Origin of the sequence: Chitinolyticbacter meiyuanensis (genome assembly GCF_008033135.1) — a bacterium.
Classification (GTDB): Bacteria; Pseudomonadota; Gammaproteobacteria; order Burkholderiales; family Chitinibacteraceae; genus Chitinolyticbacter; species Chitinolyticbacter meiyuanensis.
In genome coordinates this window covers 1641983-1666933 of the sequence record NZ_CP041335.1, presented here as the reverse complement: position 1 = coordinate 1666933, position 24951 = coordinate 1641983, and the positions used below count along the sequence as shown (strand labels likewise).

Annotated in this window: 24 protein-coding genes; 17 read left to right on the top strand and 7 right to left on the bottom strand. The window is 63.9% G+C overall.

Annotated elements, in window-relative coordinates; translation table 11 throughout:
- Positions 1–6 precede the first annotated feature (6 nt).
- Positions 7–354 carry a hypothetical protein gene (locus FLM21_RS08110; RefSeq protein ID WP_148715092.1) on the bottom strand — a complete coding sequence of 116 codons (348 nt, stop codon included), beginning with the start codon at positions 352–354 and terminating at the stop codon, positions 7–9.
- Between the two features lie 136 nt (positions 355–490).
- Between FLM21_RS08110 and FLM21_RS08105 the strand changes: the two genes are divergently transcribed.
- From FLM21_RS08105 to FLM21_RS08090, 5 genes are all read left to right on the top strand, one after another.
- Complete coding sequence (locus FLM21_RS08105) at positions 491–1219, top strand: pseudouridine synthase (RefSeq protein WP_148715091.1); 729 nt, start codon at positions 491–493, stop codon at positions 1217–1219.
- Between the two features lie 113 nt (positions 1220–1332).
- The gene (locus FLM21_RS08100) at positions 1333–2523 is read left to right on the top strand and encodes a branched-chain amino acid ABC transporter substrate-binding protein (RefSeq protein WP_148715090.1); all 1191 of its coding nucleotides are present in this window, start codon (positions 1333–1335) and stop codon (positions 2521–2523) included.
- A gap of 100 nt (positions 2524–2623) precedes the next feature.
- Positions 2624–2788: a hypothetical protein gene (locus tag FLM21_RS20800; RefSeq protein WP_187360143.1), complete on the top strand. Its 165-nt coding sequence runs from the start codon at positions 2624–2626 to the stop codon at positions 2786–2788.
- A gap of 173 nt (positions 2789–2961) precedes the next feature.
- Positions 2962–3324: a BspC domain-containing protein gene (locus tag FLM21_RS08095; RefSeq protein ID WP_148715089.1), complete on the top strand. Its 363-nt coding sequence runs from the start codon at positions 2962–2964 to the stop codon at positions 3322–3324.
- Positions 3325–3457: 133 nt separating this feature from the next.
- Entirely contained in the window at positions 3458–4408 is a 951-nt protein-coding gene (locus FLM21_RS08090) for a carbohydrate-binding protein (RefSeq protein ID WP_187360142.1), read from the top strand.
- 47 nt (positions 4409–4455) lie between these two features.
- Here FLM21_RS08090 and FLM21_RS08085 read toward each other — a convergent pair whose 3' ends face one another.
- Entirely contained in the window at positions 4456–4986 is a 531-nt protein-coding gene (locus FLM21_RS08085; protein ID WP_148715087.1) for a gamma carbonic anhydrase family protein, read from the bottom strand.
- A gap of 81 nt (positions 4987–5067) precedes the next feature.
- Here FLM21_RS08085 and FLM21_RS08080 point away from each other — a divergent pair, with 81 nt between their 5' ends.
- The 3 genes from FLM21_RS08080 to FLM21_RS08070 all read left to right on the top strand — a co-directional run bounded on the left by FLM21_RS08080 (position 5068) and on the right by FLM21_RS08070 (position 9281).
- On the top strand, positions 5068–7104 hold the full coding sequence (locus FLM21_RS08080; protein WP_148715086.1) for a M3 family metallopeptidase: 2037 nt from the start codon (positions 5068–5070) through the stop codon (positions 7102–7104).
- Between the two features lie 225 nt (positions 7105–7329).
- Positions 7330–8976, top strand: coding sequence for a M30 family zinc metallopeptidase (locus tag FLM21_RS08075; protein WP_148715085.1), 1647 nt, complete (start codon positions 7330–7332; stop codon positions 8974–8976).
- Positions 8973–9281 carry a hypothetical protein gene (locus FLM21_RS08070; RefSeq protein ID WP_148715084.1) on the top strand — a complete coding sequence of 103 codons (309 nt, stop codon included), beginning with the start codon at positions 8973–8975 and terminating at the stop codon, positions 9279–9281. Before FLM21_RS08075 ends, FLM21_RS08070 begins: the two co-directional genes overlap by 4 nt.
- A 63-nt stretch (positions 9282–9344) precedes the next feature.
- Here FLM21_RS08070 and tyrS read toward each other — a convergent pair whose 3' ends face one another.
- The gene (tyrS, locus tag FLM21_RS08065) at positions 9345–10583 is read right to left on the bottom strand and encodes a tyrosine--tRNA ligase (protein WP_148715083.1); all 1239 of its coding nucleotides are present in this window, start codon (positions 10581–10583) and stop codon (positions 9345–9347) included.
- 115 nt (positions 10584–10698) lie between these two features.
- On the opposite strand from tyrS, the gene FLM21_RS08060 reads away from it, so the two are divergent.
- The 4 genes from FLM21_RS08060 to FLM21_RS08045 all read left to right on the top strand — a co-directional run bounded on the left by FLM21_RS08060 (position 10699) and on the right by FLM21_RS08045 (position 17345).
- Complete coding sequence (locus FLM21_RS08060; RefSeq protein WP_148715082.1) at positions 10699–12006, top strand: M23 family metallopeptidase; 1308 nt, start codon at positions 10699–10701, stop codon at positions 12004–12006.
- A 165-nt stretch (positions 12007–12171) separates the two neighbouring features.
- The gene (locus FLM21_RS08055) at positions 12172–13272 is read left to right on the top strand and encodes an anhydro-N-acetylmuramic acid kinase (protein WP_148715081.1); all 1101 of its coding nucleotides are present in this window, start codon (positions 12172–12174) and stop codon (positions 13270–13272) included.
- Positions 13273–13324: 52 nt separating this feature from the next.
- Positions 13325–15367: a methyl-accepting chemotaxis protein gene (locus FLM21_RS08050; RefSeq protein ID WP_148715080.1), complete on the top strand. Its 2043-nt coding sequence runs from the start codon at positions 13325–13327 to the stop codon at positions 15365–15367.
- Between the two features lie 91 nt (positions 15368–15458).
- Positions 15459–17345 carry an MFS transporter gene (locus FLM21_RS08045; RefSeq protein ID WP_148715079.1) on the top strand — a complete coding sequence of 629 codons (1887 nt, stop codon included), beginning with the start codon at positions 15459–15461 and terminating at the stop codon, positions 17343–17345.
- Positions 17346–17406: 61 nt separating this feature from the next.
- On the opposite strand, the gene FLM21_RS08040 is transcribed toward FLM21_RS08045, so the two are convergent.
- The 3 genes from FLM21_RS08040 to FLM21_RS08030 form a co-directional block, all read right to left on the bottom strand.
- A complete protein-coding gene (locus tag FLM21_RS08040; RefSeq protein WP_187360140.1) occupies positions 17407–19410 on the bottom strand; it encodes a type IV pilus assembly protein FimV in 2004 nt (667 codons plus the stop codon).
- A gap of 73 nt (positions 19411–19483) precedes the next feature.
- Complete coding sequence (locus FLM21_RS08035; protein ID WP_148715077.1) at positions 19484–20620, bottom strand: PilT/PilU family type 4a pilus ATPase; 1137 nt, start codon at positions 20618–20620, stop codon at positions 19484–19486.
- Between the two features lie 61 nt (positions 20621–20681).
- Positions 20682–21725 carry a type IV pilus twitching motility protein PilT gene (locus FLM21_RS08030; protein WP_148715076.1) on the bottom strand — a complete coding sequence of 348 codons (1044 nt, stop codon included), beginning with the start codon at positions 21723–21725 and terminating at the stop codon, positions 20682–20684.
- A 95-nt stretch (positions 21726–21820) separates the two neighbouring features.
- Between FLM21_RS08030 and FLM21_RS08025 the strand changes: the two genes are divergently transcribed.
- From FLM21_RS08025 to FLM21_RS08010, 4 genes are read left to right on the top strand one after another with little or no spacing between them, the layout of a single operon-like run.
- Positions 21821–22507: a YggS family pyridoxal phosphate-dependent enzyme gene (locus tag FLM21_RS08025; RefSeq protein ID WP_148715075.1), complete on the top strand. Its 687-nt coding sequence runs from the start codon at positions 21821–21823 to the stop codon at positions 22505–22507.
- A 16-nt stretch (positions 22508–22523) separates the two neighbouring features.
- The gene (gene proC / locus FLM21_RS08020) at positions 22524–23339 is read left to right on the top strand and encodes a pyrroline-5-carboxylate reductase (protein ID WP_148715074.1); all 816 of its coding nucleotides are present in this window, start codon (positions 22524–22526) and stop codon (positions 23337–23339) included.
- Between the two features lie 9 nt (positions 23340–23348).
- On the top strand, positions 23349–23942 hold the full coding sequence (locus FLM21_RS08015; protein ID WP_148715073.1) for a YggT family protein: 594 nt from the start codon (positions 23349–23351) through the stop codon (positions 23940–23942).
- Complete coding sequence (locus tag FLM21_RS08010) at positions 23939–24223, top strand: DUF167 domain-containing protein (RefSeq protein WP_148715072.1); 285 nt, start codon at positions 23939–23941, stop codon at positions 24221–24223. The genes FLM21_RS08015 and FLM21_RS08010 overlap by 4 nt, the downstream gene beginning before the upstream one ends.
- On the opposite strand, the gene FLM21_RS08005 is transcribed toward FLM21_RS08010, so the two are convergent.
- The gene (locus FLM21_RS08005; RefSeq protein ID WP_187360139.1) at positions 24213–24620 is read right to left on the bottom strand and encodes an FxsA family protein; all 408 of its coding nucleotides are present in this window, start codon (positions 24618–24620) and stop codon (positions 24213–24215) included. The two genes, FLM21_RS08010 and FLM21_RS08005, sit on opposite strands and share 11 nt — an antisense overlap.
- Between FLM21_RS08005 and cutA the strand changes: the two genes are divergently transcribed.
- Positions 24619–24951, top strand: coding sequence for a divalent-cation tolerance protein CutA (gene cutA, locus FLM21_RS08000; protein ID WP_148715070.1), 333 nt, complete (start codon positions 24619–24621; stop codon positions 24949–24951). The two genes, FLM21_RS08005 and cutA, sit on opposite strands and share 2 nt — an antisense overlap.

Sequence of the window (24951 nt, the reverse complement as noted above, 5' to 3'; positions counted from 1 at the left end):
GCGCGATCAATCATCATCGTCGCGATCCCGGCCACGCCCGTGACCGTGGTAATGCGGCGGCCGCCGGTGTTTATCCCAGCCATGGCGCGGACCGCGGTAGTCGCGCTTGTGCACCCAGTAGCCATCCGCCCAGTACGGGCGAGGCCGCTCGTAGTACACCCAGCGCCCAGGCACCCACACATAGTCGACACGGGGCGGTGGTGCATACACCACGCGCGGCGGGGGCGGCGGATACGGATAACCGAAGCGGATATCCACGTCGACATCGGCGCTGGCCGGCGCTGCCCAAATCAGGGCCGCGCCACTCAATGCCACCAGCACGGCGTGGCGGATAAAGGCAAAGTGCGTGTTCATGCGTGTTCTCCTTGATCGTGTGGGCGTCTATGCACCCTGTGCGGCAACAACGAGGCAGCGCATTCCGGCGATGACACACGCCGTGTGAACGGCATCACAACGGTGATGGCGGACCGCGGCGGCGTATCATCGCGGCATGACCGCCCTGCCCCTGCTCTACCGCGACGAGCACCTCGTCGCCGTGCACAAGCCTTCCGGCCTGCTGGTGCACCGCACCTCGCTCGACGCGCACGAAACCCGCTTCGCCATGCAGATGGTGCGCAACCAGCTGCGCCGCCGCGTTTATCCGGTGCACCGCCTCGACAAGGGCACTTCCGGCGTGCTGCTGTTCGCACTCGATGCCGACACCGGGCGCCAACTGTCGTCGCTGTTCGAGCAGCGGCGCATCGACAAGGAATACCTGGCGGTGGTACGCGGCTGGCCCGAGCCCACCGGCGAGATCGATCACCCGCTGGAGCGGCGCATCGACGACGCCGAGATCTGGGGCGGGCCGCTGCCCACCGGCGCGCAGGAGGCACTGACCCGCTACCGGCGGCTCGCCACCATCGAGCTGCCCTGGGCCATCGACCGCTACCCGCAAAGCCGCTACGCGCTGCTCGCGCTCAAGCCCGAGACCGGGCGCCGCCACCAGCTGCGCCGCCATCTGAAGCACATCAGCCATCCCATCATCGGCGACGCCACCTACGGCAAGGGCAAGCATAACCGCGCCTTCGCCGAGGCCTTCGGCGTGAATCGCATGCTGCTCGCCTGCACCGCACTGACGCTGCCACACCCAATCACCGGCGTGCCGTTCACCGTGCGCAGCCCGCTGGCGGACGACTTTCAGCGCGTGGTCGATGCGCTAAGCTGGACCATCGCGCCCTGACCGTCGGGTGCCAGCCCTTGCAGCAATGCGCATGCCGACAGCAACGGGCTATCCCTAATTGCCGGGGGGGCGAGCGACGGCACAATCGTCGCCACAACCCAATCAAAGAGGTGATGAGCATGATCCGAGCAAGCATGGTGCTGGCGCTGGGCGTGGCCCTGGCCGGCTGCGGCAAGCAGGCCGAACCGACGGCAGCCTCCACTCCTGTCGCCGCGCCCGCGGCGCAAAGCGGTACAGCCGAGATCAAGATCGGCTTTGCCGCCCCGCTGACCGGCAACCAGGCGCACTACGGCAAGGGCTACCAGAACGGCGTGCAGATGGCGATCGACGACGTGAACGCCGAGCACCCGAAGCTCGGCGGCCAGCCGGTGCACTTCGTGCTGCTCGCCGAGGACGACATGGCCGACCCGCGCACTGCAACCCAAGTGGCGCAGAAGTTCGTCGACAGCAAGGTGGCCGGCATGATCGGGCACTTCAATTCCGGCACCTCGATCCCGGCCTCCAAGATCTACTCGGATGCCGGCATTCCCGAGATCGCCATGGCCACGGCGCCCGCCTACACCACACAGGGCTTCAAGACCACCTTCCGCTCGATGACCTCCGACACGCAGCAGGGCTCGGTGATGGGCCGCTACGCCATCGACAAGCTCGGCGCGAAGCGAATCGCCATCATCGACGACCGCACCGCCTACGGCCAGGGTCTCGCCGACGAATTCGAGAAGGCTGCCAAGGCAGCCGGCGGCGAGATCGTGAAGCGCGAATTCACCACCGACAAGGAAACCGACTTCTCGGCCATCCTCACCGCGATCAAGGCGCAGCGGCCTGATTTGATCTTCTATGGCGGCACCGATGCGCAATCGGGCCCGATGGCCAAGCAGAAGAAGCGCCTCGGCATGACCGCGCCGCTGGTCTCGGGCGAGATGACGCGCTCCGACACCTTCCTCAAGCTGGCCGGCGCCGAAGCAGAAGGCACCATCGCCTCGCTCGCCGGCCTGCCGCTGGAGCAGATGCCCGGCGGCAAGGCATTCGAAGCCCGCTACAAGGCCAAGTACGGTGAGCTGGAAATCTATACGCCCTACGGCTATGACGCGGCGCGTACGCTGATCCAGGCGATGAAGAACGCCGATTCCGCCGACCCGACGAAGTACCTGCCCGAGCTCGCCAAGATCCAGTACGCCGGCGTCACCTCCGGCAACATCAGCTACGACGAACGCGGCGACCTGAAGGACGGCGCCATCACCGTCTACAAGGTGGTAAAGGGCCAGTGGACGGTGCTGGAAACGGTCGGCGGCCAGAAGCAGTAATGCCTAGATCGGCGAGCCCGCCCCGGCCGGCTCGCTTTTGCCACGCGGCGCACGGCGTCTGTTTTAGAATTGCACTTTTGCTTTCGATGGAACCGTCGCCATGACGATGAAACGCACCGAGCTGGAAAAGCGCCGCGGCCTCAAGATCAACAACAAGCTCAAGACCTCCGCCGTGCCGGATCGCTACACGCAGACCGGCGATGGGCAGAAGCAGGCGCTGAACCCCCTCGTCGCCAAGCTGCTTGGGCAATCCAAGCCCGATTGAGCCCAGGCGAGGGCGGCACCACTCGCTGCCCCCGCCTTCACGACCCTCACAACCGCATCTGCGGCCCACACCGCGCAAGAGCATACGCAGTAGCGTTGCCGGATCACGTATGCAGCTTGCATCACCACCGTTCATCGCCAATCCTGTGAGAGTGCTGACTCTCGCCGACAACGATGAACCGCCTTCTTCTGCCGCTACTGCTCGCAGCACCTCTGTTGGCTTCGGCCGCTGAGGCACCACAGGCTGTCAGCGCCGATGTCATCCGCTGCTACGAACGCCTGCTCGAACGCGTTCCCAAGCGCACCCCTTACAGCAGTATTCTCGCCAGTGAATCCCAGCTCGCCGCCGGCCAGGTCGAACGCCAGCGGAGCGCGTTTTCATCGCGGATCAGCCAGCCGGTGGATGCCCGGGTGATCATTCGCGGCACCGGCTGGCGCGAACGTACCGAAGTGCCCCTGTGGCTGAAGTGCGGGCTCAACAATGGCCAGATCGTGACCTGGGAAGTGGAGAAGCGGGTCAGCCAGAACCCTAGCTGAACCAACCGCAACCCCAGTCAAAACCGCAGGCAATATGCTGTTTTACTGATGTTTATTGACATCACTCCTGTTCAGCCCGATGCTGCTGCGGACCATGCCAAACGCATGGCACTGCATAACAGGAGGAGTTCCGATGAACCGCATTGCGTGCGGCAAGCTCGCCGCCTCGTTGTTGACCTTGCTCGCGGCCCAGTCGGCCTGGGCTTGCCAGCCCCCACCGCTGGTGCCGCTCAACCCGGCGCCCGCCGGCCCCGAAGGCCAGTTGCCGCTGGTCAAGCCCGTGGTCCGCTCCACCGGTTGGTACGACCCGAAGATCCATCCCTGCCCTGTTCCCAGTCAATACGGCGATGAAGCGCCATTGCCCTCGATCGGTGATAGCGAATATCAAGTGTTGTTCAACGGCGGCACCCCCTTGCCCGGCGCTTGGGACAGCGGCAAGGTCTACAACACCGGCGACACAGCCAGCTTTGCCGGCCAAGCTTGGCGTGCCAAGTGGTGGAACCAGGGCGAACAACCGGGCAGCAATGCCTGGGGTGCCTGGGAAGCCGTCGACAGCAGTACCGGGCCGGCCGAATGGTCGAACAGCCGCGCTTACGCCGGTGGCAGCCAAGTGGTGTACGCCGGTTTGGTCTATCAGGCCCGCTGGTGGACCCAAGGCGATACACCCGGCACAGCCAACGGCCCGTGGACACTGCAAGTCGGCGTGACGCCGCCTTCTGGCCTGCCGCAAGCCTTCCTCGCCAACCTCTATCGCCGGCTGGCCAACGGCACTCCGCAACAATACGACCTGTTCATCAATACCGCGTTGACGCGAGTGAATCTGCCCGCCCCGGCGCGCTGGAAAGTCCATGTCGATGGCGTCGAAGTCGCGAGCGGCAGCCAGTTCCATCAGCTGGTGAGCGATTGCCCGCCGCCGCAGAACGGCGCACCGGCCTGCGAAGCCAACTTCGCCTGGAGCGCGACGGCCACCTTGCCGGCCAGCGCAATCAGCAGCGCCAGCAGGGTTACCGTGTGGCTGTGCAGCGCCGGCAACGTCTGCCGACCGACACCGCAGCTGTGGGCACGCTTCGGCACCTATTTCTGACCACGCACCAATGTAAATCGGGCCGCCTTTGGGCGGCCCGGTGCATTTCAGCGGTCGCGATACTTTTGCATCAGCCGCACGTAGTGCGCTGCCGAATAGTTGAAGTGCGCCAGTTCCTCGTCGCTGAGCCGCCGCACTGCCTTGGCAGGCCTGCCGACATAGAGCCACCCCGATTCCAGCACCTTGCCCGGCGGTACCAGCGAGCCGGCACCGATCATCACCCTGTCCTCGACCACCACCCGGTCGAGCACGATGCTGCCCATGCCCACCAGCACCTCGTTGCCTATAGTGCAACCATGCAGCATCACACCGTGGCCGATGGTGACACGCTCGCCGATGAGCAGTGGCGCCCCTGCCGGATCGTCCGGCCGCTTGTGCGTCACATGCAGCACGCTGCAGTCCTGCACATTGCTGTCGCTGCCGATGCGGATGTGGTTGACGTCGCCGCGGATCACCGCGCCAGGCCAGACCGACACGTTGTCGCCCAGCACCACATCGCCGATCACCTGGCCAGCCTGGTGCACCCAGGCACCCTGACCCAGTTGCGGCACGATGCCGTCGAATTCTTCGATTGCCATTAGACTTCCTTGCAGCCAGCTTGAAATGATGCGCCCCGGCGCGCATCTGAATGATTAACGCATTCTAAACCGAGACCGACGATGACCCAGGCCAACCCGCTGCTCGATTTCTCCGCCCTGCCGCGCTACGACGCGATCCGCCCCGATCACGTGAACCCGGCGCTCGATGCGCTGCTAGAGGCGGCACGCCAGGCGGTCATCGCTGCCGAAACCGCCGCGCCGACCTGGGATGGCTTCGTCATCCCGCTGGAAAACGCCCTCGAGCAACTGAACCGCGCCTGGGGCGCAGTTGCCCACCTCGAAGCCGTGGTCAATACCCCCGAGCTGCGCGAGGTCTACAACGCCAACATCCCGCGCATTTCCAACTTCTACACCGACCTGGGGCAGAACGAAGCGCTATATGCCGGCTGGAAGAAGCTCGCCACCGGCGCGGAATTCACCGGCTTCGATCGGGCGCGCCGAACCATCGTCGAGGATGCGCTGCGCGACTTCAAGCTGGCCGGCGCCGAGCTGCCGGATGAACAGAAGGCCCGCTACAAGGCGATCGAAGAGCGGCTGTCCGAGCTGACCACCCGCTTCGCACAGAATGTGCTCGACGCCACCGATGCCTACAGCCTCTATGTGACCGACGAGGCCGAACTCGCCGGCCTGCCGGACGACTGGAAGGCGGCAGCCCGGGCGGCGGCGGAGGCCGACGGCCAGGCCGGCTGGAAAGTCACGTTGAAGATGCCGAGCTATTTCCCGGTGATGCAGTTCGGCGCACATCGCCCGCTACGCGAGGCGCTGTATCACGCCTACGTGACGCGCGCCTCCGAGTTCGGCCCGACCGAGCGCGATAACACCCCACTGATCAACGAGATTCACACGCTGCGCCAGGAGGCAGCCCGACTGCTGGGCTTTGGCAGCTACAGCGAGCGCTCGCTCGCCACCAAGATGGCCGATACGCCCGAGCAAGTGCTTGGCTTTCTGCGCGATCTGGCTGCGCGCGCGCAGCCGCACATGCTGGCTGATCGCGCCGAGATGGAGCGCTATGCGGTCGAGACACTGGGCTACGACCAGTTGCAAGCCTGGGACGTCGCCTTTGTGTCCGAACGCATCCGCGAAGCCAAGTACGCGTTCAGCGAGCAGGAGGTGAAGCAATACTTCACCGAGCCCACCGTGCTTTCGGGCCTGTTTCACCTGATCGAGCAACTCTACGGCCTGCGTTTCGTGCGTGCCGAGGCCCCGGTCTGGCATCCGGACGTAGCGTTCTACCGGCTGGAAAACCTCGACGGTTCCGAAGTCGGCGGGCTGTACCTTGATCTGTATGCCCGCGAAGGCAAGCAGGGCGGCGCCTGGATGAACGACGTGCGCGGTCGCCGCCGCCTTGCCGACGGTCGCCTGCAAACACCGGTGGCGCTCATCGTCTGCAACTTCGCCCGTGGCGTGAACGGCAAGCCGGCGCTACTGCCGCACGACGACGTGATCACCACCTTCCACGAAATGGGGCACGCGCTGCACCACCTGCTGACCGAGGTTGACGAGCTGTCGGTATCAGGCATCAGCGGTGTGGAATGGGATGCGGTCGAGCTGCCGAGCCAGTTCATGGAGAATTTCTGCTGGGAATGGCAACTGCTACCCAACCTGACCCGCCATGTGGAGAGCAGCGAACCACTGCCGCGCGCACTGTTCGACAAGATGCTCACTGCCAAGAACTTCCAGAGCGGTTCGGGCTTCCAGCGTCAGCTGTATTTCTCGATCTTCGATATGGCGCTGCATGGCCGGGTGGATGCACTGGCAGTCCAGGCACTGGCCGAGGACATCCAGCGCGAACTGGCCATCCCGCTGCCACCTGCCTACAACCGCTTCCCACAAAGCTTCAGCCACATCTTCGCGGGTGGCTACGCCGCCGGCTACTACAGCTACAAGTGGGCCGAAGTACTCTCCGCAGACGCCTATGCCGCCTTCGAGGAATCAGCAGCCCAAGGCAGCAGCGTGATCGACCCGATAGTCGGCAAGCGCTTCCGCGGCGAAATCCTTGCAGTCGGCGGCAGCCGCCCCGCCGCCGAATCGTTCGCCGCCTTCCGCGGCCGTGCCCCGCAGATCGACGCACTGCTGCGGCACAACGGTTTGGCGTGACGGAGCAGAAGTTTCAAGGCAAAAAGTCAGGTTTTAGCCAGCCACGATTCAGCAGCACGTTTGGTCCTATGCTCTACTGACAGCATCTGTGCGTTCCAACGTATTTGCAGCCTTGACGTTATGACAGTCGGACTAAGCTGGTACTTAACCAAGCGAAATTAGGCTTTAATCTGCTCGCCGGAGCCTTGCCATGAAGCATTATAAAAATGAGCCAACTGCAGCTGTATGTTCGGCGATCCTGCTTTCGATCACCCTGCTCGCAGGTTGCGGAGGGGGGGGGATAACGTCGCCGGACCGACACCTTCGGTGACACCTACTTCCGTCCCCCCCACCCCGCTCCCTCCACAACCCGTTGCCAACAATTCTTTTGGCGTCGATTGTAGTGGGGCTGGCTGTGCTGCCAGCAACCTTCAATATTCCGGTAGCGGCGTCGGCTTCTGGCGCTATACCAACACCACAAATGGGTTCACCGGCGTACCAGTCAATCTCACCGGCGTCAGCGGCAAAACGGTGACGCTGGTGTTCACCAACCAGCGGTCAACGGCAGTATCGATGCCACCAATCACCCTCTCGCTACTCCAGCGCTCGCCCCGTCGCGCACAGCTGGCTCGGGACGATGCCGCACAGCCTGTCAACCAGATCCCGGCCCAGATCCGCGAATTCAACCGAAATCCACCGCTGGATCGAACCACGCCGCAGATCAGTCGCAACGTTTCCAGCGCAGAAAAACCTTCAGCGGCAATCGTCGGCAATAACCAGATCTGGTATGTCCATGTCGATCAGATGGAGACACGCACCGCGACGCTACGTCGCAAGCTGACTGCAGCCGATGGACGCATCATCAACTTCTGGGTCGAGAATGGGGAATTCGCAGGTGACCGGCTGACTGAGACCCAGCTTGACACCATTGCCAGCCGGTTCAGCACCGGCAGCAACGCAATCTACGGCATGGTCACCGGGCTTGCAGGGGAGCCGTGGGGCGCTCATAGCTTGAATGATCTGATTGGGCCCAACCAGGAATTGGATATCGTGCTGGTCAACTTCGATCACGACAACCAACCCTATGGCCTGATGGGCTACTTCTGGAGCTACAACAACTTCAAGCGCTCGACGAGCACACCACAAAGCAACGAATCGCTGTCGCTCTACCTCGATACTGAAACCATCTACCGCACTGCGGGCGATACCGGGCTCAAGACCCAGCTCAATACGCTGGCGCATGAGCTCACCCACATGATCAATTTCTATCAGCGTGGAGTGGTGCTGGATAACACCTTCGATACCTTCCTCGAGGAAACCAGCGCGCTGATGATGGAGGACATCGTTGGCCTGCGGATTGATCCCGACTACCACCCGATTCGCGATGGTCGCTTCCCGGATTGGCTGAACCAGGCCGGGTACAACTGCAACGTGACGACCTGGGACGACGATTCGGGCTCCGCCTGCTTCAGCTACAGCGTGAATGGCAGCTTCGGCGGCTACCTGCTGCGCTACTATGGTGTCGAGTTCTATAGGCGCCTGCTACGCGACGACAGCAGCAGCAATTCGGTGACCTTGCTCGACAACGCGATCCGCGGCGTCGGCGGCCTGGGCCTGGCTGACGCGGTACGCCGCTGGGGCACCAGCATTGCGCTGCTACCTGCTCTCGGTACCCCCGCCACCTTCGGCTATCCGGAGCGCATCGATAGCGGCTACACCTTGCCGGGCATCAATGGGCCTGACTACCTGGCTGATCGCGTGCTGCCCTCGTCGGTACCATCAATGCTGCAAGGCTATGCGCACTTCCCAGTCGTGCGTACGCCGGCGGGCAATAGCTACAACGAAACCATCAGCGTGCCACCGGGCACCACGCTGTCGGTGATTGTGCAATGAGTCGTGGCCGCCTGTTGCTTACACTGCTGTTCCCGCTTGCCGTCGTTGCCTGCGCGGCGCCGACGGCGGGCGACGCCACCACGCTGAGGGGGCAGCTGCTGCTCAAGGGCAACGCCCCGCATGTGAGCGTGGTGCTGGAGACTGCCGATCAGGGCCGTTGGGAACTACTCGGATTGAGCGCGGAACAGCGCAGCAGCTGGCAGCGACAGGCGGTGCGCGTCAGCGGCAAGGTGATCCGGCCACCGCCCGCAAATGGCCTGCTGCTGCCGCAACTGCAGGTCGACCATATCGCTGCGGCGCAGTAACAACAGTCCGCACAAGCAAAACACCCGCTTATAGCGGGTGTTTTGCTGTGGACGCAGAGCAGATCAGGCTATGGTGACGCGTGCGAACTTGCGCTTGCCTACCTGCAATACCACGGTCTCGCCCTTGGCGACCTGCAACGCCTTGTCGGCGACCTTTTCACCGTTCAGCTTGACCGCGCCCGCCTGGATGTCGCGCATCGCCTGGCTGGTCGACGGGCACAGCTGGGCTTCTTTCAATACCGCAGTCACGACAAGGCCAGTCCCATCGGCCGCCAGCGTGAACTCCGGCATCTCGTCGGGCATGGCGCCCTTCTGGAAGCGGGCCTCGAAATCGGCCAGCGCATGCTCAGCCGCCGCCTGACCATGGAAACGAGCGACGATCTCCTGCGCCAGCAGCACCTTCACATCACGCGGATTGCGGCCACCGTCGATATCGGCCTTGAACTGCTCGATCTCGCTCATAGCCCGGAACGACAACAACTCGAAGTAACGCCACATCAGCGTGTCGGACACGCTCATCATCTTGCCGAAGATCTCGGTCGCCGGCTCGTCGATGCCGATGTAGTTGCCCAGCGACTTGCTCATCTTGTTCGTGCCGTCGAGTCCCACCAACAGCGGCATCATCAGCACCACCTGCGGTGCCTGGCCGTGCTGTTGCTGCAGCATGCGGCCCATCAGCAGGTTGAACTTCTGGTCAGTACCGCCCAGCTCCATGTCGCTTTGCATCGCCACCGAGTCATAACCCTGTAGGAGCGGATACATGAACTCGTGGACGGCGATCGGCTGGTTGCCCGCGAAGCGCTTGGAGAAGTCATCGCGCTCCAGCATCCGCGCGACCGTAATGCTCGATGCCAGCTTGAGCATGCCGACAGCCCCCAGATCGGTGAGCCAAGCCGAATTGAACAGCACCTGCGTCTTTTCGCGATCGAGTATCTTGAACACCTGCCGCTCGTAGGTCTCGGCATTGCGCTTCACGTCTTCTTCGGTCAGCGGCGGACGGGTGGTGTTCTTGCCGGTCGGGTCCCCGATTCGACCGGTGAAGTCACCGATCAGGAACTGTGCCGCGTGGCCAAGGTCTTGCAGCTGGCGCATCTTGTTGATCAGCACGGTGTGCCCGAGGTGCAGGTCCGGCGCGGTCGGGTCGAACCCGGCCTTGATCTTCAGTGGCACGCCGCTGACCCGGCTCTTTTCCAGCTTACGGATCAGTTCGTCTTCCGGAATCAGCTCTTCCACGCCGCGCTTGATGATCGCGAGCGCGGCTTCGATTTCCGGATGCAGGGGAGCTTGTTCTTGTTCGGCCATGGGGGATCAGCGGCTGGTAAGCCTATGGAAATAAAGGAAATTACACCAAATTGGATTTGGCAGCGCGTACAAGTTTTGTTACGCTTGCCGCGCACTTGGAAGCACGCCCGATACGATGTACAGCCCACAAATTCTACCCGAAAAGCCCTCCGCCCCCCAGTCTGCCGGCCGCCGTACCTGGCTCGCCGCCGCAGTGGCACTGCCCACCCTGGTGACTTTTGCCGCCTATGGCGTGGCCGAATTCGGCCCGCAGGAAGCGGTAGCAGTCACTCCGGTGACGGAGTCGCTGTCCGCGCCCGAGCTCGTCAGCCGCGTCGCCAGCACGCCGTTCTGGCGCGAGGAAGTGATCCGGCCCGGCGATACGCTGTCCGCACTTATCGTGCGCCTCGGTGTCGACGACGATGCCGCCACCGATTTCATCCGCCGGGATGCCACGGCCAAGCCGCTGTACGAGTTGCGGGCCGGCCGTGTGATCCGCGCGCAGACCACGCCTGAAGGCAAGCTGTTGCAGCTGCGCTATGTGGCAGTGGACAACACCGAGCTGCAGCTGCGCGCCGCCGGTGACGGCTTTGTCGTTAACCAAGCGCCGGCTGCGCTTGCCCGCGAGACCGCGTTCAAGTCCGGCACCATCAACAGCTCGCTGTTCGCCGCGACCGACCGGGTCGAGCTGCCGGACGAAGTGACCCGCCAGTTGATCGAGATCTTCGAAGGCGAGATCGACTTTCACCGCAAGTTGCAGAAGGGCGATCGCTTCGGTGTGGTCTACGAGACCTATACGCTCGACGGTCAGGTGGTGAAGACCGGTCGCATCCTTGCTGCCGAGTTCGTCAATTCCGGCCGCAAGCTGCAGGCCCTCTGGTATGAATCGCAGCCAGGCGACGGTGCCTACTACTCGCCCAAGGGCGAGAGCCTGAAGAAAAGCTTCCTGCAGACGCCGGTCGAGTTCTCGCGGATTTCCTCCGGCTTCTCGATGCGCTTCCACCCGATTCTCAGGGAGTGGAAGCAGCACAAGGGCATCGACTACGCTGCGCCGACCGGTACCCGCATCCGTGCGGCCTCGGATGGCGTCGTCACCTTCGCCGGCGTCAAGGGGGCCTATGGCAATGCCGTGGAAATCCAGCACCAGGGCGCCTACAGCACGCTCTACGGCCATATGAGCGGTTTTGCACCGGGCCTCAAGCAAGGCCAGCGCATCCGCCAAGGCGATCTGGTCGGTTTCGTCGGCAGCACCGGTCGCGCCACCGGGCCGCACCTGCACTACGAGTTCAAGATCGCCGGCAACCAAGTCGACCCGACCAAGCTCAACCTGCCACACGCCAAGGCGCTGGACGTACGCGAGTTCGCGCGTTTCCGCCCGCAGGCACAACAACTCAACGCGCAACTCGACCTGCTGGCACGCGTGGAAGTGGCCCGGCTGGATTAAGCCCGCCCGATGGCCCAACCGACAGGGGCGCCATGGCGCCCCTGTTTCATTGCGGCGCGACAGCGGACAGGACGACGGCATCTTGGGCCGAGCGGTGGCGACGGTTTAGCCGGGCTTGGCTAAACTCGGGCATCATACCCAACCTTACTACGGCCCTGCCCCGCCATGTCCGACGCGCCCTTCTATATCGGCCTGATGACCGGTACCAGCCTTGACGGCGTCGACGCCGCCCTGGTCGACTTCTCCACCGTCACGCCGCGATTGGTCGCTGCGCAGGGTCGCCCGCTGCCCCAGTCACTACGCACCACCTTGATGCAGCTGCAGCGTAGCGGCAACGACGAACTGCATCTGGCGGCCATCGCCGGCAACCAGCTCGCCGATTGCTATGCCGAAGCCGTGCTGGCGCTGCTGCTGCGCGCTAGCGTCGATCCAGCCCGGGTCGTCGCCATCGGCAACCATGGCCAGACCGTGCGCCACCAACCGGAAGCCGGCTACACGCTGCAGCTCGGCAACCATGCCCGGCTTGCCGAGCTGACCGGCATCAGCGTGGTCGGCGACTTCCGCTCACGCGATGTCGCCGCCGGTGGCCAGGGCGCACCGCTGGTGCCCGCCTTCCACCAGGCTGTGTTCGCCGATCCTGGCCGGCATCGCGTCATCGTCAACATCGGCGGCATTGCCAACCTTACTGACCTGCCAGTCCGTGGCGATGCCACCGGCTTCGACACCGGGCCCGGCAACGTGTTGCTCGACGCCTGGATTGAGCAGCACCAGGGCCAGCGCTACGATCTGGGCGGACAATGGGCCGCCAGCGGCCAAGTGCGCGAGGACCTGCTGGACCTATTGCTGGCCGAACCGTATTTCCTGTTGCCTGCCCCCAAGAGCACTGGCCGCGATCTCTTTCACCTGCGCTGGCTGCAAAGCCGTCTTTCCGGTCGCAGCGATGCGCCACAGGATGTGCAGGCCACGCTGGCAGCGCTCACCGTGCGCAGCATTGCCGATGCCGTGCTGCTGCAGGCGCCAAGCGTGGACGAGGTTTATGTCTGCGGCGGCGGTGCGCACAACGCACTGTTGATGCACGGCCTGACGGCGGCCTTGCCCGGTGTGGTGGTCGCAACCACTGCCGCGCTGGGTGTCGAGCCGGACTGGGTCGAGGCCTATGCCTTCGCCTGGCTGGCGCAACGCTGCGTCAGTCGCCAGCCCGGCAATCTTGCGCAGGTCACCGGCGCCAAGGGCCCGCGAATACTCGGCGCCATCTGGCCGGCATAGGCAGCGCTGGCTATAACGTGCTCAGGCGCCCCGTCGGGCGCGGGAGCGCATCATGGTCCGATTCCGGCAACGCCCCATCGTCGAACAGACGGTGTTGCTCGGCACCCTGGTTTGCGTGCTGATCTTTGGCGCGCTGATCGTCTTCACCAGCATCAGTGTCAAACGCTCGGCGCTCGGCGTAGCCCAGCATGAACTCGACAACCAGGTGCAGCTGGTCAACGGCAGTCTGGAACTCGCGTACCGCGGCGCCGTGGCCCGCTCGCAGGGCCTGCTCGATCTGTTTGCCCGCCAACTGCCGGGCGAACTTTCGATCACCGATACCGAAGTCACCACTGGCGAGGCCAGCGCACCGCAGGTGATGGCCGGCAGCGAAGCGATCAATGGCCGCAGCGACCTGCTGGAGCGCTACAAGACCCTCACCGGTGGTGAAGCCGCCATCGTGGCCAAGGCCAAGGATGGCCGTTGGCTGCGGGTAGCCACACTGCTGAAGGACAAGGCTGGCAAATCGATGCTTGGCAGCGAGGTCAAGTCCCACGATCCCATTCCACAAGCCATGGCCAAGGGTGAGGACTACACCGGCGTAGTGATGCGCAGCGGCAAGCACTACATGACGCGGGCCACGCCGCTGCGCAACGCGGCCGGCCAGATCGCCGGCTGGTATCAGGTGCGCATTGGGCTGGACCAGGAGATCGGTGCGCTGCGCGAGATGCTCAAGCGCGTGGTCGTCGGCAAGACCGGCTACGTGTTCGTGCTGGCGCCGACCGAGGGCGACGGCGTCGCCAACTTCATCGCCCATCCCAGTCAGGAGAACAAAGCAGCGGGCGAAGTGCTCGGTGGTGAGGAACTGGTGGTGATCAAGCACCTGGTCGACACTGGCAACGGCCGCTACGAATACGACTGGCCCGATGCCGACGGCCAGACCCGCAGCAAGCTCGTCGCCTATGCCAAGGTGCCGAAGTGGGACTGGATCGTCGCCAGCGGCAGCTACGTCGACGAATTCATCGCCGAAGGCATCGCGCTGCGCAACCGGCTGATCGTGATCAGCGCGCTGATGGGCCTTGCCATGCTGGTGCTGCTGCATCTGGGCCTCAAGCACCAGCTCAAGCCGCTGGCAACGGTGGTGGCCACGCTCGATCGCTTCGGCGGCGGCGATCTCACTGCACGCTTGCCGGCCGGCAGCGATCACCACAGCCGCAACGAGCTCGACCGGCTGGCACTGCATTTCAATGAAGCGGCGGAAAAACTGGAAAAGCTGGTGGCCGATATCCGCCAGACCGCCAGCCACGTGGAGCGCACCGCAGGCGAGCTGGAAGCGGCCAGCGGCCAGATGAGCGAGGCAAGCCGGCACCAGAGCGAATCGGCCTCGACCATGGCGGCCACCGTCGAGCAGATCTCGGTGAGCATCAGCCATATCGCCGACAACGCCAGCGATGCCGCCAATGCCAGCCAGTCCGCGCGCGGCGCGGTACTGGATGGCAAGGATACGGTCGAGCACATGGTCAGCGAGATGCGCACCATTGCCGGCGCCACGCAGCAATCGGCCGAGCGCATCGCCGACCTCGGCGCGCGCTCCTCGGAGATCCGGCAGATCGTCAGCGTGATCAAGGAGATCGCCGACCAGACCAACCTGCTGGCGCTGAACGCAGCCATCGAGGCGGCCCGCGCCGGTGAGCAGGGTCGTGGCTTTGCCGTGGTCGCGGACGAAGTGCGCAAGCTCGCCGAGCGTACCGGCCATTCCACCGAGGAGATTGGCAAACTGATCGGCGACATCGTCGGCGAAACCCAGCAGATGGCCACGCAGATCGTCGAGGTGTCGGATCGGATGGGCGATGGCGTGGGCTTTGCCGAGCGCACCGACGCAGGGCTCAGCGCCATCCGCGAGCATGCCGACCATGTGGTGGCCGTGATCGCCGACATCGCCGGCGCCACCCGCGAGCAATCGCAGGCTGGCACCCAACTGGCGCAAGGCGTGGAAAGCGTGGCGCAGCTTGCCGAGGAGAACTCGCGCATTGCCGCCAGCAATCGCGACGCCACCCGCGCGCTGCGCAGTCAGGCCGAGGCACTGCGCGAGAAGATCTCGGTGTTCCGCGTCTGACGCGAGGCAGCGCTGCAACACGCGCTGCGTGCGGATGCGCAGCGCGTGGGGCTTGGGCTAGACTGTCGCCACTCCATCCAATCAGGCCGTCATGCACAAGCCCAACCAGTTCGACCTGTTTGCCTCGCGCCGCTTCCTGCCGCTGTTCGGTACTCAGTTCCTCGGCGCCTTCAACGACAACCTGTTCAAGAACGCCTTCCTGGTGATGATTGCGTTCTACGGGCTATCCACCGCCGGGCTCGACGCCAAGACGCTGGTCAATGCCGCAGCCGGCATCTTCATTCTGCCGTTCTTCCTGTTCTCCGCCTTCGCCGGGCAGTTGGCCGAGAAATACGACAAGGCGCGGCTGGCCCAGTGGATCAAGCTCCTGGAGATCGCCATCATGGTGCTGGCGGGCATGGGCTTCTACCAGAAGAACGCCACCATCCTGTTCACCTGCCTGTTCCTGATGGGATTGCACTCCACGCTGTTCGGGCCGCTGAAATACTCGGTGCTGCCACAGTATTTGAAGGAAGAGGAGCTGCTGGGTGGCAACGGCCTGATCGAGGCCGGTACCTTCATCGCCATCCTGCTCGGGCAGATCGCCGGCACGCTGATCATCCAGCATCAGCCGCACGGTGAGATGCTGATCATCTACGCCTGCGTCGGCGTGGCCGTCGCCGGCTGGCTGACCAGTCGCTCCATGCCCCCAGCCGCCCCTCCCGCGCCCGATATCAAGATCAACTGGAACGTGTTTGGCGAAACCTGGCACATCCTCAGCCACGTGCATCGCAACCGCACGGTGTTCCATTCACTGATGGGCATTTCCTGGTTCTGGTTTTTCGGCTCGGTCTATCTGACCCAACTGCCGGATCTTGCTCGCAATACCATCGGTGGCAACCCCGGCGTGTATACCTTCCTGATCACGCTGTTCTCCGCCGGGGTCGGGGTCGGTTCCACGCTGTGCGAGAAGCTGTCCGGCCGCAAGGTCGAGCTCGGCCTCGTGCCGTTCGGCTCGATCGGCATGAGTGTATTCGGCATTGACCTCTATTTTGCGTTGTCCGCGCTCGCGGCACCGACACAGCTCTACGATCTGGCCGGCTTTGTCAGCGTGGCCGCGCACTGGCGGGTAATGATTGACATCGTGCTGCTCGGCGGCTTCGGCGGCCTTTTCATCGTGCCGATGTATGCCTTGGTGCAGACGCGCACCGAGAAAGCGTTCGTGTCGCGTGCGATCGCCGCCAACAACATCCTCAATTCGCTGTTCATGGTAGTCGCCGCCGGCATGTGCATCGTGCTGCTGAACGCCGGCCTGACGGTGGCGGGACTGCTGCTGACCGTGTCGTTGATGAACATTGCCGTCGCGCTCTACATCTACACGCTCATCCCCGAATTCCTGATGCGCTTCCTGGTGTGGATCGCCACCCACACGCTGTACCGGGTACGCCACCAGGACCTCGAACGCATTCCGGACGAAGGCGCCTGCGTGCTGGTGTGCAACCACGTTAGCTTCATGGATGCGCTGATCATCGCCGGTGCAGTGCGCCGCCCGGTGCGTTTCGTGATGGACCATCGTATCTTCAAGATTCCGGTATTAAAGTTCATCTTCAAGACCGCGGGCGCCATCCCGATTGCACCGGCCAAGGAAGACGCAGCAATGAAGGCCAAGGCCTTCGATCGAGTAGCCGAATACCTGGAAGCCGGCGAAGTGGTCTGCATCTTCCCCGAAGGCGGCATTACCCGCGACGGCGCCATCCAGCCGTTCCGCCCCGGCATTGACGAGATCATCCGCCGCACCCCGGTACCGGTAGTGCCGATGGCGCTGCAAGGCCTGTGGGGCAGCTTCTTCAGCCGCAAGGATGGGGCAGCCATGATGAAGTGGCCGCGCCGCGCCTGGTCGCGCATTGGCTTAGCCGTCGGCGAACCAGTCCCCGCCAGCGAATCGACAGCCGAACTGCTCGAGTCACGCGTTCGCGGTCTTCGTGGCGACTGGGCCTGATCGGCCGCGGATACAAACAAACAGGGGCGCCACGGCGCCCCTGTTGCGTCACCCAACCACCTTAGCGGTGCTTGATCGGGAACAGCTTGTCCAGCCAGCGCAGTGCTGTCTGGCGCTGCTCCAGCGTACCGTTGTACAGCGTCTCTTCCAGCAGGCGGAACACGCTGTTGTTCTCGCCACGCGCCAGCAGATCGGCCACCGGCTTGAGGGCTGGATCGTCGGTGATGAACTCCGCTGGGTCGACCTCCGCCCGCTCCATGCCAACCTGGTTGACCTCGGTCGCGACCATGAAATCTGCCGGCGAAAACAGCGGCTCACCCTCGCCCTGACTGTCGACAGCGACGGCCTCCACTTCCTCGACCTCGTCGTCCGGCAGCATCGGCGGTGCATCGTCGCCCCCGGATTCGGCCTCCAGCGGCTCCAGACTGAATTCCAGCACCGATGGCGGACCGGCAATCGTCACCGCATTCAGGCTGGAAACACCGCTGGCCACCGGCTTGATCTCCGGCATGCGGGGCACCGGCGCCTCGGTCTCGTCGACCGCTTCGTAGAGCGGATTGCCTGCATCGAGCTCGCGCCCCTGCGCCTGCACCTGCTGCCACAATGCATCGCTGGCGAACTGCAGCCGGAACGCCACCGCGCGCTCCTGGAACTGCTGCGCCATATCGTTCTGCCGCAGCACGTCGAAAAGCTTCATCCACAACGCCAACGTGGTCGGATGCTGCTCGATCTCGTGCGACAGCAGATTCACCGCCTGCTGCACCAAGCCGTGGTCGATCAGCAATTGCGCCTCTTCCGACACATTGCCCGGCAACACCACATCGACCTCATCGTTGTGCCACTCATTGGCCATCTGCGCGATGTTGTGCGCAAGATCGCGCATGCCGGTGCTCTGCGGCATCACCGGCGCCGCCTCGCCCAGGCCCGTGCTGGGACGCAAGGTCGGGCCGAAGCGCGGCTCGAGGTTGGTCGCCAGCGAGAAGGCCTCAACCTCCTCGGCAATGCGCCGTTCGCGCCACCGCCAGTAGGCATAGCCCCCCGGCAGCAGTACCAGTAACAGCAATCCGCCCCACACCCAGCTGCTGCCGAGCCCCGCCAGTACGGACTCGGTAGCAACGGGCGCAGCCTCGGCAGTGGCCGGCCGGGACTTCAGCTGCGCCAGCTGCTTTTCCATCTGGGCGATCTGGTACTTCAACTGCATCAGCTGCGCAGTCTGGTCGTCCGATTCAAGCAGCAACAGGTTCTCGCGCAGGCGCAGGCTCTCCTCCGGCGTGAGGCTGCTCTGGTGCTCGATGTTGAGGTCCGGCCCCGAGAGTCGCAGACGGAATTCGCCGTCCCCTTGTGGCAGGCGCGGCGCGGGCTGCGGCAATGGCTGGACGGCGGGCAACGGTTCGATACGCAAGGCCGGCGAGGTATCGACAGGCTGTTGCAATTGGCCCAGCTGCGGCGCCTGTGGCCGCACTCGCGGCGCAGGCAGGTAGATTGCAAGCCCCGATTCCAGTCGGGCCCTGGAATTCTGCGGCAGGTCCGGATTCAGGCTGTGGATTTCGTCGATCAGCCACGACCGTTCCTGGGCATCACGGGGGAAATAACGCCGCGCGATCTGCTCGACGCTGTCACCGGCTTCGCTGCGCCAGAGATTGCCCAGCGCCGGTAGGGCACGCCGCATCTCAGCGCTGCTGTTACCCGCACGGCTACCGGTGCCACGGCGCGGCACCACCGGTGCGGCATAGTCGCGTGGATCGAGCAGCACGGTGTAGTCGCGCTGGAAATCGGCACCTTCCTGGCCGGGACACGACAGGCGTACGGTCAGGTTGAGCAACGGCTCTTCGATGGTGCTGTCGCTACGGATGAAGAGCTGCCCGCCTTCGTAGAGCAGCTGGGCACGCAGTAGCTGGGTGCCCTCGCCACTGCCCGGTATCAGGCGAAAGCAGCGGGTCGACAGTTCTTCATCGGGCGTGGTGCTGACGGCGATGCGGCCATCAAAACGCTCGCCGAGGGCCGAGCCCAGCTGCAAATCGCCCAGAGAACCGGCGCACGCTGCACTGGCCCAGCCCAAGGCCATCAGTGACAAGGTAAGGCGGGACGGTGAAACAGAAAAGGGCATCAGGTACCTTGGCCGTCTCGCGAAAGCGCGTTCAAACAATGTCGAGATGATCGATCCCGGAGAGCACGTCGCGCTGCTTCGATTCCGAACCCTGCAGTTTGATCTGCAGCCGCAAATCGTTCACCGAATCGGCGTTGCGCAGCGCATCCTCGTAACTGATCTTGCCCGCCTCGTACAGGTCGAACAGGCTCTGGTCGAAGGTCTGCATGCCGAGCTCGCGCGACTTCTTCATGATCTCCTTGATCTCGTGGACCTCGCCCTTGAAGATCAGATCGGAAATCAGCGGCGAATTGAGCATCACCTCGACCGCAGCGACGCGGCCCTTGCCCGAGCGATGCGGCACCAGCCGCTGCGACACGAAGGCCTTGAGGTTGAGCGACAGATCCATCAACAGTTGCGCGCGCCGCTCTTCGGGGAAGAAGTTGATGATGCGGTCGAGCGCCTGGTTCGACGAATTGGCGTGCAGCGTCGCCATGCACAAATGGCCGGTTTCGGCGAAGGCGATGGCGTAGTCCATGGTGTCACGATCACGGATCTCACCGATCAGGATCACGTCTGGGGCCTGGCGCAGCGTGTTCTTCAGTGCCGCGCCCCAGCTGTCGGTATCGACGCCCACTTCACGCTGGGTGACGATGCAGTTCTTGTGCTCGTGCACATACTCAATCGGGTCTTCGATGGTGATGATGTGATCGTACGAGCTCTCATTGCGGTGGCCGATCATGGCGGCGAGCGAGGTCGACTTGCCCGAGCCCGTGCCGCCGACAAAGATCACCAACCCACGCTTGGTCATCGCAATGTCCTGCAGCACCGGCGGCAGGCCAAGCTCGGTCAGCTTGGGGATTTCGGAATTGATGGTCCGCAACACCATGCCGACGCGGCTTTGCTGCATGAAGGTATTGACGCGAAAGCGCCCGAGATTACCGGGGCTGATCGCAAAGTTACACTCCTTGCTGGCCTCGAACTCCTCAGCCTGGCGATCGTTCATGATGGAACGCGCCAGCTCCTTGGTGTGCTGGGCGGTCAGCACCTGCGCCGACACCGGCGTGACCCGGCCGTCGATCTTCATCGCCGGCGGGAAATCCGCGGTGATGAACAGGTCCGAGGCTCCCTTGCTGCGCATGTGGCGCAGCAGGTCTTGCATGAATTTGGCTGCCTGCTCTTTTTCCATCGTCCTGACCGTGCTGGAGCGGTTGATTCGTTATACGTGCTAAGGCGGGCCTACGCTGGGCTCAACCCTTGAAATTGTCCGGAATCGCGGCCTTGGTGCGGGCCTCGGCCAGCGACACGACATTGCGCTGAACCAGGGTCTGCAGGCCCTGATCGAGCGTCTGCATGCCGAACTGGCTGCCGGTCTGGATCGCCGAATACATCTGGGCGATCTTGTTCTCGCGGATCAGGTTCCGGATGGCGGGGATGCCGATCATGATCTCGTGCGCCGCCACGCGGCCGTTACCGTCCTTGGTCTTGAGCAGCGTCTGCGAGATCACCGCGCGCAGCGATTCGGACAACATCGCGCGCACCATTTCCTTTTCCGCCGCCGGGAATACGTCGACCACGCGGTCGATGGTCTTGGCGGCCGAGCTGGTATGCAGCGTGCCGAACACCAAGTGGCCCGTTTCCGCGGCGGTCAGTGCCAGGCGAATGGTTTCGAGGTCACGCATTTCACCGACCAGGATCACGTCCGGATCCTCCCGCAGCGCGGAGCGCAGCGCATTGGAGAAACTCAGCGTATGCGGACCAACCTCGCGTTGGTTGATCAAGCACTTCTTGGACTGGTGCACGAATTCGATCGGATCCTCGACGGTGAGGATGTGACCGTACTCATTCTCGTTGATGTAATTGACCATCGCCGCCAGCGTGGTCGACTTGCCGGAACCGGTAGGCCCCGTCACCAGCACCAGGCCACGCGGGTTCTCCGAGATGTCCTGGAATACCTTGGGGGCGTTGAGCTCTTCGAGCGTCAGCACCTTGGACGGAATGGTCCGGAACACGGCGCCGGCGCCGCGGTTCTGCACGAAGGCATTGACCCGGAAACGCGCCAGGTTGGGGATCTCGAACGAGAAGTCGGCCTCAAGCGTGTCCTCGTATATCTTGCGCTGGCCGTCGTTCATGATGTCGTACACCATGTCGTGTACGTCCTTGTGCTCCAAGGGCGGCAGATTGATACGGCGTACGTCGCCATGGACGCGGATCATCGGCGGCAAGCCGGCGGACAGGTGCAAGTCGGAGGCCTTGTTCTTGACGGAGAAAGCCAAGAGTTCGGAGATTTCCATTTATAATTTTGTCCTTCGGCAAGGCGCGGAAAACTGCGTGATCGGCACTGCAAGCGGCTAGAAACCTAGGTCTGGCGTGCAATTCTCGAGGCATTATGGCAACGATTTTTACGGCGTGGCAAGGCGTGAAGGGGCGGATAGAAGCGGCATTACAACGCCCTCGTCACGGTGGCGGCGAGGTTGATCTGCTCGCGGTCAGCAAGACCTTTCCGGCCGAAGCCGTGCGCGAGCTCTACGACGCCGGGCAGCGCGCCTTCGGCGAGAACTACGTGCAGGAACTGGTGACCAAGGCAGCACAGCTGGTCGATCTGCCCGAACTGGCCTGGCATTTCATCGGTCCCTTGCAGAGCAACAAGACTCGCCCGGTGGCCGAAATCGCCAGCTGGGTACACACGGTGGACCGCTTGAAGATTGCCGAGCGCCTGTCGATGCAACGCCCGCCGCAGCTGGCGCCGCTCAATGTCTGCATCCAGGTGAATGTATCGGGCGAGGCCAGCAAGTCGGGCGTGACGCCAGAGCTGGCTGCCGCACTCGCGCTTGCCGTGGCGAAGCTGCCGCGGCTGCGGCTGCGGGGCCTGATGTGCATTCCCGAGCCGACCGGCGACGACGAACGGCTCACTGCGCAATTCGCCACACTACGGCAGTTGAAGGAAGATCTGGAGCGCGAGGGGCTTGCGCTCGACACGCTGTCCATGGGCATGTCGGCTGATCTGGAACTTGCAATCCAGGAAGGCGCCACCATGGTCCGCGTCGGTACGGCGCTGTTTGGCGCCAGAACTTGAAGAACAGGGAATCGCGATGAAAATCAGCTTTATCGGTGGCGGCAACATGGCAACGGCCATGCTGGGCGGCATGCTCGGCCAAGGCTTTGCGGCCGCCGAGATCCACGTGGTCGACCCGGATGACGCCAAGCGCGCCGAGCTGGCCGCCCAGCATGGCGTCAGCGTCGCCGCGCCAGGCACGGCGCTACCGCAGAGCGACGTCATCGTGCTGGCGGTCAAGCCGCAGCAGTTGAAAGCGGTCGCCCACGAACTCGCACCGGCGGCAGGCAAGGCGCTGATCATCTCGATTGCCGCCGGCATCCGTGCCGACTCGCTGTCGCGCTGGCTGGGCGGTCACGGCAACGTGGTCCGTGTGATGCCCAACACCCCAGCGCTGGTTCAGGCCGGCATCTCCGGCGCCTATGCCGCGCCAGCAGTGGATGCAGCAGGCAAGGCACTGGCCGAACGCATCCTCGCCTCGATCGGCGAGGTGGTCTGGGTGACCGAGGAGGAGGAGATCGACGGCATCACCGCGATTTCCGGCAGCGGCCCTGCCTATGTGTTCTATTTCATGGAAGCACTGCAGGCCGCGGCGCGTGCCCAAGGCTTCGAGACCGACACCGCGCGGCGCCTCGCCTATCAGACCTTCGCCGGCGCGGTAAAGCTGGCGCTGGCCAGCGACGACGACGCAGCCACGCTGCGCGCCAAGGTCACCAGCAAGGGCGGCACCACCGAGCGGGCGATCAATGCGTTCGAGACCAGCCAGCTGCGCGCCACCATCATCGCCGCCGCATCGGCCGCAGCAGCGCGCTCGCGTGAGCTGGGCGAAGAACTCGGCCGCGACGCCGACTGAGGAGCCGGCATGCTGATCGACGCCTTCGTCTTCCTGCTGCGCAGCATCGGTGGTTTATTGATCCTACTGTTCCTGGCGCGCTTCTACCTGCAGGCCCTCCGTGCGCCGTTCCGCCACCCGCTTGGCCAATTCGTGCTGGCGCTCACCAACTGGGCAGTGCTGCCAGCACGACGGCTGCTGCCGCCGCTGCGTGGCTACGACACGGCCAGCATGCTGCTGGCGTGGCTGACCGCGCTGCTGATGCACCTGCTGCTGCTGGCACTGTCGCCATGGCCCTTCGTCTTCACCTCGCCCTTGTCGGCGGTGGCACTCGCGTTGGTGGCAGTGCTGGAACTGGTGCGGATGTCGCTGTACCTGCTGTTTGCTGCGGTGATCGGCCAAGCACTGATGTCCTGGGTCGCACCGTACAACCCGTTGATGCCGCTGCTCGACACGCTGACCGCGCCATTCCTGCGTCCGCTGCGCCGGGTGATTCCGCCGGTCGGTGGGGTCGATATCACGCCCATCGTGCTGCTGCTGGCCATCCAGCTGGTGCTGAGCGTGTTCATCGCCCGGCTCGAGCCTGCCATCCTGCAGTACATCTCGATCGCGGCGCCGCGGTGAGCAGCTGGGTGAAGGCAGAGGGTGACGGCTGGCTGCTCAGCCTGCACATCCAGCCGGGCGCCCGCAAGACCGAAATCGCAGGCCTGTACGATGGCGCGCTGAAGCTTCGCCTGGCCGCGCCACCGGTCGACGGCAAGGCCAACGAGGCCTTGTTGCATTACCTGGCCGAACGTCTTGGCCTGCCGCGACGCGCTCTGGAATTGAAAAGCGGCGCCACATCGCGCCGCAAGCTGGTGAGGGTGAACGGCGGCTGCGATCCCGCCGCGTTGCTCAGCGCTTGATGCGGTGATCGGCCGCTACGGAAGGGTCGATGCGGCGATATTCGCCATCGATGATCTCGGAAGGCGGTTGCAGCGGACCAGCACGCCGGCCCCAAGGCAGCAGCAAAATCAAACCGATGGCGTCGCCGATCAAACCCGGCATCAGCAGCAACACCGCGGCCAGATAGTATCGGGCGACCCAGATCAGGCTGCCGACGGACAATTTGCCGCTGCGCAGGTCGCTGACCAGCGAGAAGGCCACCGCCAGCTTGTGATGCCGCAGCATCAGGCCGCCGGCAATCGCGGAGAGCACGATCCAGGCCAGCAGCCAGCCAACGCCCACGGCCTTGGCGGCCAGGATGAAGGCAACGATTTCCGCCGCCGGGTAGGCAAGCAACAGAAGGACCAGATAAGGCATGAAGGAATTCCGAGTATGTATGGTGCTGTGCAACTGTCCGGACATCGATGTAGCGCGGCGGCTGGCACAGGGTGCGGTCGATGCCGGGCTTGCCGCATGCGTGAACCTGCTGCCGGCTGTGGAGTCAGTCTACCGCTGGCAGGGAAGAACCGAAATCGCCAGCGAAGTTCCACTTCTGGTAAAAACGACGCTGGACGTCTATCCGCTGCTGCAGGCCTGGCTTGCCGAGCAACACCCGTATGAGGTGCCCGAGATCGTTGCGCTTCCCGTGATATCGGGGCTGCCGACGTATCTGCAATGGGTGGATGACGTCGTGCACGAGGAAAACTGA

What these genes read in the sequence shown, in the direction of transcription:
- FLM21_RS08110 (WP_148715092.1), bottom strand. Translation starts at nt 354, where the DNA reads ATGAACACGCACTTTGCCTTTATCCGCCACGCCGTGCTGGTGGCATTG.
- FLM21_RS08105 (WP_148715091.1), top strand. Translation starts at nt 491, where the DNA reads ATGACCGCCCTGCCCCTGCTCTACCGCGACGAGCACCTCGTCGCCGTG.
- FLM21_RS08100 (WP_148715090.1), top strand. Translation starts at nt 1,333, where the DNA reads ATGAGCATGATCCGAGCAAGCATGGTGCTGGCGCTGGGCGTGGCCCTG.
- FLM21_RS20800 (WP_187360143.1), top strand. Translation starts at nt 2,624, where the DNA reads ATGACGATGAAACGCACCGAGCTGGAAAAGCGCCGCGGCCTCAAGATC.
- FLM21_RS08095 (WP_148715089.1), top strand. Translation starts at nt 2,962, where the DNA reads ATGAACCGCCTTCTTCTGCCGCTACTGCTCGCAGCACCTCTGTTGGCT.
- FLM21_RS08090 (WP_187360142.1), top strand. Translation starts at nt 3,458, where the DNA reads ATGAACCGCATTGCGTGCGGCAAGCTCGCCGCCTCGTTGTTGACCTTG.
- FLM21_RS08085 (WP_148715087.1), bottom strand. Translation starts at nt 4,986, where the DNA reads ATGGCAATCGAAGAATTCGACGGCATCGTGCCGCAACTGGGTCAGGGT.
- FLM21_RS08080 (WP_148715086.1), top strand. Translation starts at nt 5,068, where the DNA reads ATGACCCAGGCCAACCCGCTGCTCGATTTCTCCGCCCTGCCGCGCTAC.
- FLM21_RS08075 (WP_148715085.1), top strand. Translation starts at nt 7,330, where the DNA reads ATGTTCGGCGATCCTGCTTTCGATCACCCTGCTCGCAGGTTGCGGAGG.
- FLM21_RS08070 (WP_148715084.1), top strand. Translation starts at nt 8,973, where the DNA reads ATGAGTCGTGGCCGCCTGTTGCTTACACTGCTGTTCCCGCTTGCCGTC.
- tyrS (WP_148715083.1), bottom strand. Translation starts at nt 10,583, where the DNA reads ATGGCCGAACAAGAACAAGCTCCCCTGCATCCGGAAATCGAAGCCGCG.
- FLM21_RS08060 (WP_148715082.1), top strand. Translation starts at nt 10,699, where the DNA reads ATGTACAGCCCACAAATTCTACCCGAAAAGCCCTCCGCCCCCCAGTCT.
- FLM21_RS08055 (WP_148715081.1), top strand. Translation starts at nt 12,172, where the DNA reads ATGTCCGACGCGCCCTTCTATATCGGCCTGATGACCGGTACCAGCCTT.
- FLM21_RS08050 (WP_148715080.1), top strand. Translation starts at nt 13,325, where the DNA reads ATGGTCCGATTCCGGCAACGCCCCATCGTCGAACAGACGGTGTTGCTC.
- FLM21_RS08045 (WP_148715079.1), top strand. Translation starts at nt 15,459, where the DNA reads ATGCACAAGCCCAACCAGTTCGACCTGTTTGCCTCGCGCCGCTTCCTG.
- FLM21_RS08040 (WP_187360140.1), bottom strand. Translation starts at nt 19,410, where the DNA reads ATGGCCTTGGGCTGGGCCAGTGCAGCGTGCGCCGGTTCTCTGGGCGAT.
- FLM21_RS08035 (WP_148715077.1), bottom strand. Translation starts at nt 20,620, where the DNA reads ATGGAAAAAGAGCAGGCAGCCAAATTCATGCAAGACCTGCTGCGCCAC.
- FLM21_RS08030 (WP_148715076.1), bottom strand. Translation starts at nt 21,725, where the DNA reads ATGGAAATCTCCGAACTCTTGGCTTTCTCCGTCAAGAACAAGGCCTCC.
- FLM21_RS08025 (WP_148715075.1), top strand. Translation starts at nt 21,821, where the DNA reads ATGGCAACGATTTTTACGGCGTGGCAAGGCGTGAAGGGGCGGATAGAA.
- proC (WP_148715074.1), top strand. Translation starts at nt 22,524, where the DNA reads ATGAAAATCAGCTTTATCGGTGGCGGCAACATGGCAACGGCCATGCTG.
- FLM21_RS08015 (WP_148715073.1), top strand. Translation starts at nt 23,349, where the DNA reads ATGCTGATCGACGCCTTCGTCTTCCTGCTGCGCAGCATCGGTGGTTTA.
- cutA (WP_148715070.1), top strand. Translation starts at nt 24,619, where the DNA reads ATGAAGGAATTCCGAGTATGTATGGTGCTGTGCAACTGTCCGGACATC.
- FLM21_RS08005 (WP_187360139.1), bottom strand. Translation starts at nt 24,620, where the DNA reads ATGCCTTATCTGGTCCTTCTGTTGCTTGCCTACCCGGCGGCGGAAATC.